The 12,322-nt window shown below is 65.7% G+C and carries 9 protein-coding genes and 1 tRNA gene; 5 read left to right on the top strand and 5 right to left on the bottom strand.

The window, feature by feature from the left end:
* Window positions 1–41: 41 nt before the first annotated feature.
* Genes A5733_RS21765 through A5733_RS21755 form a run of 3 tightly spaced genes read right to left on the bottom strand, consistent with a single transcriptional unit; the run spans window position 42 to window position 5,496 of the window.
* Complete coding sequence (locus A5733_RS21765) at window positions 42–2,414, bottom strand: glycerol-3-phosphate 1-O-acyltransferase (protein ID WP_076241634.1); 2,373 nt, start codon at window positions 2,412–2,414, stop codon at window positions 42–44.
* A complete protein-coding gene (locus A5733_RS21760) occupies window positions 2,411–4,000 on the bottom strand; it encodes an HAD-IB family hydrolase/lysophospholipid acyltransferase family protein (RefSeq protein ID WP_076241633.1) in 1,590 nt (529 codons plus the stop codon). The genes A5733_RS21765 and A5733_RS21760 overlap by 4 nt, the downstream gene beginning before the upstream one ends.
* A 26-nt stretch (window positions 4,001–4,026) precedes the next feature.
* Window positions 4,027–5,496: a wax ester/triacylglycerol synthase family O-acyltransferase gene (locus A5733_RS21755; RefSeq protein ID WP_067767280.1), complete on the bottom strand. Its 1,470-nt coding sequence runs from the start codon at window positions 5,494–5,496 to the stop codon at window positions 4,027–4,029.
* A 231-nt stretch (window positions 5,497–5,727) separates the two neighbouring features.
* Here A5733_RS21755 and A5733_RS21750 point away from each other — a divergent pair.
* From A5733_RS21750 to A5733_RS21730, 5 genes are all read left to right on the top strand, one after another.
* Window positions 5,728–5,803: transfer RNA gene (locus tag A5733_RS21750), tRNA-Arg, on the top strand.
* A 194-nt stretch (window positions 5,804–5,997) separates the two neighbouring features.
* A complete protein-coding gene (locus A5733_RS21745; protein ID WP_067767277.1) occupies window positions 5,998–6,486 on the top strand; it encodes a universal stress protein in 489 nt (162 codons plus the stop codon).
* A gap of 322 nt (window positions 6,487–6,808) precedes the next feature.
* The gene (locus tag A5733_RS21740) at window positions 6,809–7,249 is read left to right on the top strand and encodes an MmpS family transport accessory protein (RefSeq protein ID WP_067767274.1); all 441 of its coding nucleotides are present in this window, start codon (window positions 6,809–6,811) and stop codon (window positions 7,247–7,249) included.
* Window positions 7,246–10,101 carry an RND family transporter gene (locus A5733_RS21735; RefSeq protein ID WP_076241632.1) on the top strand — a complete coding sequence of 952 codons (2,856 nt, stop codon included), beginning with the start codon at window positions 7,246–7,248 and terminating at the stop codon, window positions 10,099–10,101. The genes A5733_RS21740 and A5733_RS21735 overlap by 4 nt, the downstream gene beginning before the upstream one ends.
* 40 nt (window positions 10,102–10,141) lie before the next feature.
* Window positions 10,142–10,708: a TetR/AcrR family transcriptional regulator gene (locus A5733_RS21730; RefSeq protein ID WP_076241631.1), complete on the top strand. Its 567-nt coding sequence runs from the start codon at window positions 10,142–10,144 to the stop codon at window positions 10,706–10,708.
* Here the strand turns inward: A5733_RS21730 and A5733_RS21725 are convergent, their stop codons facing one another.
* Window positions 10,709–11,563, bottom strand: coding sequence for an alpha/beta fold hydrolase (locus A5733_RS21725; protein ID WP_067767268.1), 855 nt, complete (start codon window positions 11,561–11,563; stop codon window positions 10,709–10,711).
* Window positions 11,564–11,700: 137 nt separating this feature from the next.
* Window positions 11,701–12,204, bottom strand: coding sequence for a MarR family winged helix-turn-helix transcriptional regulator (locus tag A5733_RS21720; RefSeq protein WP_231965629.1), 504 nt, complete (start codon window positions 12,202–12,204; stop codon window positions 11,701–11,703).
* Window positions 12,205–12,322: the final 118 nt, after the last annotated feature.

Genomic DNA, 12,322 nt, shown 5'->3' with positions numbered 1-12,322 from the left:
GGTATGGCGTGGCGCCCGCCACGCCGTGCCCGCCGGTCCGGTCAGGTCGAGCGGTATCGCTGCGCGCGGCGCTGTTTCTCCCGGAAGTAGAACTGTTCGCGTGCGATCTCGTCGACCTTGTCCATGTCGGCGACGATGCCGCGCAGTTCGTCTCGGAACTCGTCCCGGCGCGTCCGCAGGTCCGGGCCGCTCCTCAGGAGACCCTGATCGGCGGCCACCTGCCGCGCGGTGGCGAACAGCAGCGCCGAGACCGACTCGTTGCTGCACACTCGGCCCTGCGCGACGTACTGGCGTCCCACACCCAGCGCCCGCTTGGTCAGATCCCGTTCGCCCACCTCGGGCGGGGCGTCGCGGAGCACGTCGGCGACGATCCCGTAGGCCTCGAAGAACGGCCGCAACATGGCACCCACCAACAGCGGCTTCTTGGTGCGCAACATGCCATAGATGCCGTCGCCGCCGGCGCGGACCGTGGCTTCCCAGCCGCCCGCGGTCTGGCCTTCCGGGCTGCGGTCGTACCAGGACAGCTCTTCGGCGATGTTGTCGCGGAACGCCACCGAATCGGCGAAGTAGAAATCGAACTTGAGCAGGTCGCGCAGCCGCATCACCTGATCCCAGAAGGCCTGTAGCGGGTCATCGGTGACGTGGGCAGCATGGGCCAGCGCCAACTCGACGATCGAGGTCTCCAGGAAGGCATGGATCAGTGAGTTGCGGTAGAACGCCGCTTCCAGTTCGTCCTCCGGGGCGATCCGCCACACCGGCTCGTGGCCGCCCTCCACCAGGGTCACGGGGTGGCCTCCGGACAGCGCGTCGACGGCTGAGCGCACCCCTTCGGTGGTGCGCAGTCGCAGCGCGCTGTTGGTCATCGGAGTGTTCTTGCGTTCCAGGTAATCCAGTGAGTCCTGCAACGTGTGGTGCAACTGATCGAGCGTCAGCGCGACACCGCGGGCGCCCAGCAACAGCGCCGAGACCAGGTTGGTCGCGTTGACCGGGGTGGCGCGCAGGATGCGCCAGGCCACCTCGAAGGCCATCTTCTGCAACGCCAGCCGTTTGGCCGCCTCGTCGTGAGCGATGGCCCCGTTGGGCTCCCCGAGGTGCTCACGCATCGACACCGCCTCGGGGAAGCGGACATAGATCTTGCCGTAGTTGCGCTCACCCTGCGCCTTGATGAAGTTGTAGAGCCAGCTCAACCCCTCCGGCGTCTTCTCGCCACCACGGGCATACGCCGCGTACTCGGCGGTCTCGTGCAACTGGTCGAAGCTGATCGACACCGGTTGCAGCAGAATGTCCTCGCTGCGGCCGTCGAGGTAGGCATTCGCGACGTAGGCCAGCAGTCCGAGCTTGGGCGGCAACATCTTTCCGGTCCGCGACCGGGTGCCCTCGATCGACCAGTTCAGGTTGAAGCGCTTCTCCACGATGTAGCCGACGTACTGGCGCAGCACGTACTTGTACAGCGGGTCGTCGAGTTTGCGGCGCAGAAAGATGACGCCGGAATGCCGGAACAACGGGCCCATCAGGCCGAAAGACAGGTTGATCCCGGCGAACGTGTAGACCGGGGGCAGCCGGTTCTCCTGCATCGCCACGGGCACGATCACGCCGTCGAGATAGGACCGGTGTGAGAACAGCAGCACCGCCGGATGCCGTTCCAGCGCATGGCGCATCGACTCGATCTCGGAGCGGTCGTAGTCGATGCGCGGATCGAAACCGCGGCTGAAGATCGCCCGGCCCATCGTGGGAATCAGGTCCACCGAGAACCGGCTCCATCCGGTGGAGAGCTCGTCGAGCATCTCGCCGGCCTTCTCCACCGTGGCCCCGGGGATCTCTTCGAGGCCCTGCCGGAACCGGGCCGAGTCGAGCATCTCCGGTTTGACCAGCCGCGGCGACTTGTATTCGGGGCCGAGCAGGCGAAGTTCGACCCGCTCGATCGCCAGGGCCGCCCGGCGGAGCACGAATCGGGCGAATTCCCTGGGGTTTTCGGCGACGGTGGTCTCACTCCACTGCTTGCGCAACTCCGACACCTTGGCCGGTTCGCCGGCCACCATCCGGGCCCGCGACGGGTCCTTGCGCAAGATGCGCCGCTGCAGCATCTCGGGCGGACGGTAGGTGTCGCGACCGGAGATCAGCCCGACCACCTTCAATCGGGTGGGCAGTCCGCCGGGCACCCAGAACACCCGGACCGGGACCACCAACCGGTCCTCGTCGGCCTCGAGTTCCTCGACCAGCCGGGCCAACACCCCGGGCGCAGGTTCATCGGTGGCCGGCAGCTGCAACACCTCGACGGTGGAATCGGGATGGTCGTGCCGGTGCGCCTTGAGCCAGTCGTTGAGCAGTTCGAGTTCGGCGGCCGAGGACACGGACGCGAGCACCAGCGCGTCATCGGTGGTGCTGAAGCTGGGGAAATCCTCCAAGGCCGTCACGGTCGGCCCTCGGCCGTCGAGCCGGTGTTCGGGTTGACCGACTTGGGCGCAGCCTTGTTGGCGGATGCCTTCTTTGCGGGTGATTTCTTGGCGGGTGCTTTCTTGGCGGGCACCTTCTTGGCCGGCCGCGTATAGATGTCGAAGGTCGGCAGCTCGTCGTGCGGCCAGGATGCCAAGGTGTCGAGGTAGATCTGGCGGACCTCGGCGATGCGGTCGCCGAGGTTGTCGACGGTCCAATCATCCACCGGGATAGGCGGATACACCGCGATGTCCACCTTCCCCGCGTTGAATGTGCTGGAATCGCGGGCCGCGATCACCTCGGCATTACGGATCACGATCGGCACGATGGGGATGCCCGCGGCCATCGCGATGCGGAACGGCCCCTTCTTGAACGGGCCGACCGCGGTGGTGTCGAGCCGCGTGCCCTCAGGGGCGATGAGGATCGACAAGCCTTTGCGGGCAAGCTCTTCCACTTTGTGCAGGCCTTCGACCGCCTTCTCCGGGTCGTCCCGGTCGATGAAGGCCGCATCCATCACCTTGCCGAGGGGTCCCATCAGCGGGTTGCGCTCGAGCTCTTTCTTTCCGACTCCGGTGAAGTCGACGCCGACCAGCCGGCCCGCGATCATCGGGTCGGCCTGGTTGCGGTGGTTGAAGATGAACACCGCGGGACGCTGAGCGGTCAGATTCTCCTCACCGAGAATGTTGAGCTCGATGCCGGTGGTGAGCATCAGCAGCTTGCTCCAGTTCGACGTGAAGAAGTTGATCCCGGTGCGCTTGTTCCGGGTGAGCAACCCGAGGCCGACGGCACCGGCAGCGACCGTCGGGATGGTGGCCAGGCTGGCCAGCGTGCGCAGTTGTGCAACCGGGCTGCTGCCGCTGCGGCTGGTGAACTTCAGCACCGGCCATCCGCGTTTCGCCGCGACGGCGGCGAGCTTGCCGGCCGGATTCGTCGGCCGCGGATGGCCCACCAGATACATCAGGGCGACGTCCTCGTCCCCGTCGGCATAGAAGTAGCTCTTGGCCAGGTCGATCCCGTTGGCTGCCGAAAAGTTCTGTACCGCACGGGCTTTACCCGGACCCCAGATGATCGGCGCGGCCACCTCGCCGGTGATCAGACCGCTGTCGTCGGTCTCGAACTTGTTGCACAGCACGTTGTCGATACCCAGAAACCGGGCCACCGATTCGACTTGAACCGTCAGCGCCGACGAACTCAGCACCACGGTGTGGCCGCGAGCCTGGTGAGCACGGACCATCGCCCGCATCTCCGGATAGATCCGCCCCTGCACATGTTTGACGAACAACCGTTCGCCAAGCTCGTCGAGATCGCTGAGGGAATTTCCTCGCAGCATCCGGGCGCCCTTGCCGATCAGGTCCTCGAACTCGGAGCGGCCCAGCTGGTGATTGAGCCCGGCCTGCACCATCCCGATGAACTCCCCCACGCTCATCTGGCCGCGGCGCAACCGGTCCTGGGTCATCAGCACTCCGGTGAACCCGGCCACCAGGGTGCCGTCCAGGTCGAAGAAGGCGCCGATCTCCGGGCCCTCTGGGCTGGCCTCGATCTCGGCCAGGGTGCCGGGCAGCCGCATGGGCCTCACCTTGTCCTGTTCTGAAGTCATTGGCCGACACCTTTTTTCGGCGCGGCATCGTCGAGAATGAACGACGCGGGTGCCGCCCGGCCGTCCCCGCCCAGCGCCAGCACTTCGTCGAATCCCTCCAGTAGGCAACGTGCGAACAACGGCTCGTCGGTGATGGCGGCCCGGTCGTACCGCGCCGTGACGGTGACGTACCCGGACCTCGAGATGAGCACCACCATCATCGCCACCCCGGGTAGCGGCCCCAACCCGTAGTGCCGCAGGATCTTTGCCCCGGCGACGAAGGTGTCGCCGGGGTAGACCGGGACGTTGCTGGCTTGCACGTCGGAGTTCACCACCGACCCGGCCACCGACTCCAGCACGGCATCAGGCAGCAGGCTCAGCACGGGCGCGATCGAGCCGACCATGTCGATCGCGCGCTCTTCGCGCTTGCTCGTCATCTGCGACCGGACGGCCTTGATCCGGGTTTCCGGGTCGACGATCCCGATCGGTGCAGCCAGGTTGACTCCGGCGAAGCGGTTGCCGCCGGCCGGATCGTCCTGGGACCGCAGGTTGACCGGGACCGCCATCGGCAGCGTCTCCAACGGGATGCCCTTGGCGTCGTGGTACCGCCGCAGCGCCGCGCACAACCCGGCCAGATAGGCGTCGTTGATCGAACCACCGGCGGCCTTGGCCGCCCGGTGCAGATCCGCGAACGGAATGTCGATCGCCTCTGAGCGCGAAGACAAGCTGCGCCGACGCAACAACGGTGAGTGGTGGGCGGCCGGACTCATCACCCGGGCACCGGACATCGCGTAGTCCACCACGCCGCTGACCGCCGAGACCGGATCGCGCACGACCTTGCTCGCCACTCGGGCGGCCTGACCGAGCGCGCCAAGAACGCCACCGGCAATCGATCCGGGAAGTCGGTTGATGCCCTGGCGCATCAGGTCATTGGGTGAGAGGTCCTGCGGAATGGGCAGTGGCGCCGCGGCGGTGGGTTCCGGATCGCGTTCGAGGTCGTAGATGCTGGCGAACATCTCGACCCCGCCGACACCGTCGGTCACCGCGTGGCTCAGGTGCAGGATGGTGGCGGCTCGGCCGTCGGCCAGACCCTCGACCAGCGTGGCGCTCCACAGCGGCCGGGTGATGTCCATCGGCGATTGCAAAGCCACCTCGGCCAGGTCGAAAACATCACGCACCGTGCCCGGTGCGGGCACCCGGACCCGGCGCACGTGATAGTCGAGGTTGAAGTCGGGGTCGACGACCCAGCGCGGGGCGGCCGTGGGCAGGGTGGGCATGACGACCTTCTGCCGCAGCCGAAGCACCTTGCGTGACGCATAGTCGAGGCGGGCGCGGAAACGGTCCCAATCCGGTGCGGTGTCGAGGATCTCGACGCCCATGATCCCGGACCGGGTGCGCGGATTCGCCTCTCCTCGATGCAACAGCTGGTCGACGGCACTCAGCTCTTCGGGTAGTCCGGCCGCGTCCAACTCCGGCACGTCACTCATCACGCGGTCCCTCTCCCGTCCCCTGGCCACCAGTGTGGCGTCCACGCTAGTCCGCTGCCGCCGCCCCGGGAGGGCTTTGCCGGGCGTCCGTCGCGCGTCGCCCGCCTCACGCCGAGGTACGGGTTCGTCGATCGGCGGAAGGTGTTTGTCCGTGCGGTTCGAGCAGCCCACGTGGTGCATATCTGTTTCGGCAACGACACCCACGCGGTGTAAATTGTGGTGGTCCGACTTGCCCCCGTGGCGCAACGGATAGCGCATCCGGTTTCTACCCGGTCGGTTGCAGGTTCGAATCCTGTCGGGGGTGCCATGTCTCGTTCGTTTGACGTGCGCTCTCGTTCTTGAGCGCACCGTACCCCGCACATCCGGCAACTCCATGTCGGTCGAGTGCTCGCTCAATAGTTCGGTTGACCCCCTCATGCGGCACGAAGCCAATCTCCACCGCCGGAAGATTCACGTGCACTAAGGTCTGTCTGTCCTGGTAGTCGACAGTTCGGAGACGACATGAGCACCTATCGGACGATCGTCGTCGGCACCGACGGCTCGGACTCGTCGTTACGGGCGGTCGACCGCGCCGCCACGGTGGCCGCGCAGGAGAGCGCGAAGCTCATCATCGCGAGCGCCTACCAACCCGTGGTCGAGAAGGGCGGCTGGTCCAGGCCGCCGTCGCATGACCATGTGGTCGACACCCGCGCCGCCGACAGTCTGGGCAGCGAGGGCTACAAGATGCACGGCGCTGCCCCGGTCTACGAGATCCTTCAGGTGGCCCGCGACCGGGCGAAGGCCGCGGGGGCCGCCGACATCGCCGAGCGTGCCGTGGAAGGTGCGCCGGTCGACGCACTCGTGAAGCTGGCCAAAGAGGTAAACGCGGATCTGATCGTCGTCGGTGACATCGGGCTGGACTCGGTCGCCGGACGCCTGTTGGGCTCGGTGCCCGCCACCATCGCCCGTCGAGTCAAGATCGACATCCTGATCGTGCACACCGCCGACTGAGGCGGGCGCTGTCACCGCCGGCGTGATGGCCTACTGCCGGTGATCTCGGCAAGCAAACCGCTCACCGCCTGACCGCGTTTTCCGCCGCGGTCGGTTCCCGAGACGAAATACGTTCGAGGCAACCAGTTCTCGACGCCGTCGCGCCGCGCGTGCTGCCTCGTTGGGGGCTAAAAATTCCATTTGGGAAGCAACTGTGAGGAAGATCAAGATTCCTTAATGGAACGTTGTTGATCCACTAAGGGGCTGTTACGTTCATCCGGTTGACAGCGCGGTCGGGGCGTTTCTCCGTCGGCGTGCGCCGATCCGGAGAGGTGGATGTGCCGTGGCGACGGTATTTCGGCTGGCGAAACGCTTCTGGATTCCCTTGGTTCTGGTGGCCGCCGTGGCCGTCAGCGGATTCGCGATGAACCGCATGCACGGCATCTTCGGCACCCACATCACGACCGATCCCGGAGCAGCCGCCGGCGACGACATCGTCGAGTTCAACCCCAAGCGCGTGGTCTACGAGATAACCGGGCCCAGCGGCACCAGCGGCCACGTCAGCTACCTCGATGCCGATGCCCAACCCCACACGGAGAGTTTCAGCTCGTTGCCCTGGCGGCACGAAGTAATCACCACCCTGCCCACGGTGTTCGCCAACGTGGTCGCCCAAGGAGACAGCGAAGTGATCAGCTGCCGGATCGTCGTCAACGGTGAGGTCCGAGACGACCAGACCGTGACCCAGCACAACGCCCAGGCCTTCTGCTTGGACAAGGCCGCATGAGCAACCACAGCGCCACCACTGAACGCAAGGGCATCGCCCGCGTCATCCGCGTCGCCGCCGTCCCGATCATCCTGGCCTGGGTGGTGCTCGTCGTCGTGCTGAACGCGCTGGTCCCCCAGCTCGAGGTGGTCGGCCACGAGCATTCGGTGTCGCTGTCACCGCAGGACGCCCCGGCGCTGGTGGCGATGAAGAAGATCGGTGAGCGCTTCGACCAGTTCGACTCCGACACCATCGCCATGGTGGTGCTCGAAGGTGACGAGCCGCTGGGCACCGAAGCCCACCACTATTACGACGAGCTGGTCCGCACCCTGCAGGCCGACACCAAACACGTTCAGCACGTTCAGAATTACTGGGGCGACCTGATCACCGCGGCGGGCTCGCAGAGCACCGACGGCAAAGCCGCATACGTTCAGGTGAACCTCGCCGGCAACCAGGGCGAGACGCTGGCCAACGAATCGGTCGCCGCGGTCCGAAAGATCATCGACGAATCCCACCCGCCCGCAGGCGTGAAAGCCTATGTCACCGGCCAGGGTCCGCTCACCACGGACATGAACGAGGCCGGCGACAAGAGCATGATCAAGATCACCTTCGTGACGATCGCCGTGATCGCGGTGATGCTGATCGTGGTCTACCGGTCGATCGCCACGATGTTGCTGATGCTCATCGTGGTGCTGCTGGAGATGTCGGCCGCGCGCGGTGTGGTGGCGGCCATCGGTCACGCCGGACTGCTCGGCTTGTCGACCTTCTCGGTGAGCCTGCTGACCTCGTTGGCCATCGCGGCGGGCACCGACTATGCGATCTTCCTCGTCGGCCGCTATCAGGAGGCGCGGCAGAAGGGTCAAGACCGAGAAGCCGCGTACTACACCGCTTTCCACGGTGTCGGCCACGTCATCCTCGGTTCCGGGCTCACGGTTGCCGGCGCCATGTTGTGCCTGCATTTCACCCGATTGAACTACTTCAGCTCGATGGGCATCCCCAGTGCCATCGGCATGTCCGTGGTGGTGCTGGCCTCGCTCACCCTCGCGCCGGCGATGCTGGTCGCGGGTAGCCGGTTCGGCCTGCTCGACGCCAAGCGCACGCTCCGCTCCCGCGGCTGGCGCCGACTCGGCACCTCGGTGGTCCGTTGGCCGGTCCCCATCCTGGTTGCGGCGATCGCCGTCGCACTCATCGGGCTGCTGGCCCTGCCCGGCTATCAGACCTCCTACAACGAACGGTTGTACATCCCCAAGGATCTCCCGTCGAACGTCGGATACGCCGCGGCCGAACGGCATTTCACTGCTGCTCGGATGAACCCCGACCTGCTGCTCGTGGACGCGGGGCGGGACTTGCGCAACCCCGCCGACATGATCGTGCTGGACAAGATTGCCCGAGAGTTGATCCGGGTGCCCGGTGTGGCCCGCGTGCAGAGCATCACCCGGCCGCTGGGCCGGCCCATCGCGCACAGCTCGGTGCCGTTCCAGGTGAGCATGCAATCGGTGTCGATGACCGAGAACCTGCAGTTCCTGCGCGAACGCATGGGCGACATGAACACGCTCACCGATGATCTCGGCCGGATGATCGCGATCATGGAGAACATGCTGGGCTTGATGAACCGGATGACGGACATCACCCACGAGCTCACCGCGAGCATGAACGAGATGCAGGCCAGCACCAACGAAATGCGGGATCACATGGCTGATTTCGACGATTTCATGCGGCCGATGCGCAACTATCTGTACTGGGAACCGCACTGCTACGACATCCCGATGTGCCACTCCATGCGATCGCTGTTCGACGGGCTCGACGGCATCGACACCATGACCGAGACCCTCTCGGACTCGGTGAAGAACATGAACGAGATGGATCAGCTGATGCCACAGCTGGTGGCGCAGCTGCCACCGATGATCGCGATCTCGAAGTCCATGCAGGGCACCATGAAAACGATGTTCAGCACGTTCAACGGGCTGGTCGACCAAATCGGCAAGATGACCGATACCGCATCGGTGATGGGCCAGGCGTTCGACGATGCCCGCAACGACGACTCGTTCTACCTACCACCCGAGGCATTCGACAACCCCGACTTCAAACGCGGGCTGGATCTCATGGTGTCACCGGACGGGCAGGCCGCACAGTTCATCATCACCCATGACGTGGATCCGGCTACCACAGAAGGGATTTCGCACGTCGACCCGATCCTGAAGACGGCCCGGGAGGCAATCAAGACCACGCCGCTGGCCGACGCCAAGATCTATCTCGGCGGGACGGCGGCAACCTACAAGGACATTCAGGTCGGCGCCCAGTGGGACCTGCTGATCTCGGCCGTCGGCGCCATCACCCTGATCTTCATCGTGATGCTGGTGATCACCCGGGCGTTGATCGCCTCGTTCGTCATCGTCGGCACCGTGATCCTGTCGCTGGCCGCCTCATTCGGGCTGTCGGTGCTGGTGTGGCAGTATCTGCTGGGCATCGACCTGCACTGGATGACCTTGGCGTTCTCGGTGATCATCCTGCTGGCGGTCGGCTCAGACTACAACCTGCTGGTGGTCTCGCGGATGAAAGAAGAGATCGGCGCAGGCATCAACACCGGGATCATCCGGGCCATGGGCGCCACGGGCGGTGTGGTCACCGCCGCCGGCCTGGTCTTCGCCTTCACGATGGCGTCGATGGCCACCAGCGATCTGATCGCGATCGGGCAGGGCGGTACCACGATCGGCCTGGGCCTGCTGTTCGACACCCTGGTGGTGCGCTCGCTGATGACCCCGACGATCGCCGCGATCCTCGGCCGCTGGTTCTGGTGGCCACTGCCGGTGCGCCAGCGGCCCGCGCGCTTCCTGTCCGACCGGACCGCCCCGATACCGGTGGCCAGACGGTGATCGACGGTTCGCCGGGAGAACGCGTGGCTATCATCTGCGCATGAGCACAGGCGAGCTCTCGGCTACCCAGGCACGCACCCGTGGTGCGATCATCGAGGCCGCCGCAGCCGTTCTGGCCGACGATCGCACGGCAACCCTGCCTGACATAGCCAGGGCGGCCGGGGTCGGCCGCACCACGGTGCACCGCTACTTCCCCGATCGGGAGTGCCTGATCAACGAGACCATCGTCGATTCGGTACGGGTGGTGAGCGAGGCCGTCGCCGCGGCCGCACCCGAGGAGGGATGTCCGGTCGACGCGATGCGCCGGGTGATCAACGCGATGATCTCGGTCGGCAACCGGATTCTGTTCCTGTTCAACGATCCCGCGGTGACACGCGATATGCCACCGGAGGCGTTGCCGGACTCCAAGAGGCTGATCAGCCTGATCGAGCGTGGCCAGGCCGAGGGGGTGTTCGACCCGGAATCGAGTGCGTTGTGGATCGAGCACGCACTCTTCGGCCTGGTCAACTGGGCCTGTCAAGACTCCAAGGAAGGCCTGATGCCACGGCATGCGGCCGCCCCTGCGGTCATCCGGACGTTCGAGCGCGGCATACGGACCCGCGGCTGATCACCGCGTCGCGGCGAAGTCCTCGGCGAGAAACTCCAGCAGCACCCGGTTGAACTCGTCGGTATGACTCATCGGGATGCCGTGGGGTCCGCCTTCGATGACGTGGAGACGGCTGTCGCGCAGTGCGCCGTGGGTGCGCATCCCGGAACCGGCGAACGGCACGGTGGTATCCGCGTCACCGTGGATCACCAGACCGGGCACCGTCACCCGCGGCAGATCTTCGCGGAAGTCGGTGTTGCCGAATGCGGTCAGGCAGGCCAGCGCGGCGTTCTTACTGGCCTGCCGGCACATCGCCACCGCCTGCTGGCGTTGCTCCTCGCTGACCGCCAGTTGTCCGCCTGCGGAGAACACGTCGGTCATCATCTCGTCGTAGAACTCGTCCTGGTTCTTCGTCAGCGACAGTGCCATCTGAGCGGCCTGGGTTTTGCTCAGCGGCCCCTCGGGATTGTCCTTGGTGTGCAGCATGTACGGCGTGACCGACGACGCGAACACCACACTGCGCACGCGGGCGGTGCCTTTGCGTGCGCAGTAGCTGGCGACTTCACCGCCACCCATCGAGAATCCGACCAGCGTCGTATCGCGTAGGTCGAGTTCTTCCATCAGTGCCGACAAGTCGTCGGACAGGCTTTCGTACGTGTAACCCACCAGGGACGTGTCACTGCGCCCGAATCCGCGGCGGTCATAGGTGATGACGCGGTAGCCCGCCGATTGCAGGGCCTGGACTTGCGGAGACCAGGATTCCCCGGTCAGCGGCCAGCCGTGGATCAACACGACCGGCCGTCCCGGGCCGCCGGTGTCCTCGACGTGCAGGTCGATCGAACGAAGCAGACCGCGATAGGCGGTGACCGCCGTCATGAGCAGGATCTCCCTCCGGTCGGCTCAGTGAATGGCGCTGTCCGGATAGATAATTCAGCGGGTTGTGACGGCCGACCAGGGCAGTGCATTACCCGCACGCCGCGTGCCGAAACCTGCCGTCGGGTCGGGACCGGCGCTCATCCCGGGTCTGCCGCACCCGGGTTGTCGGTGTCGACCAGCGCACGATAGGCCGCGGTGAAGGCCGTGGCCCCGCGGAGGAGATCGTCGCGCTCGCTATGTCCGACGACGGCGGTGACCTCGCGAAACAGCGCGACTCGATGTTCGACCAGATCCTGCAAAACGGCTCTTCCCTCGTCGGTCAGGTCCAGGCGGGTGGCGCGCCGGTTCTGCGGGGAGACACCGCGGGTGATCAGTCCGGACTCGGTGAGCCGGTCTGCCAGCCTGCTGGCCGTCGACACCGCAACCTGTAAGGCCTGGGCCAGCTCGCTCACCAGGCAGGGTCCGGTGCGTCCCAGTGACTGCAGTGCCCGCAGGGACGACAGGCCGACGCGCTTCTCGAAATGCTCAAGGGCCATGACGTTGACGGCGAGCAGGCCGCGGGTGGCGCGTTCGAGCTGTACGGCGTACTCGTCGGCGTCGTCCGTCGTACCGCGGTCTGTCAGCAAACGTTCAGCTTTCACGATCCGGCCAGTTTAGTTGCAGTTCGCAAGTTGTGCATTCCGCAGAACTTCCCGGTTTGGACTAATTCTGCCGGGCAACCCTTGCGCTATCCATCCGGCAGATCGTCCGGCAGCACCG

The sequence above is a fragment of the Mycobacterium sp. NS-7484 genome (genome assembly GCF_001953975.1).
Lineage (GTDB): Bacteria > Actinomycetota > Actinomycetes > Mycobacteriales > Mycobacteriaceae > Mycobacterium.
This window is presented reverse-complemented; position numbering and strand designations above follow the sequence as displayed.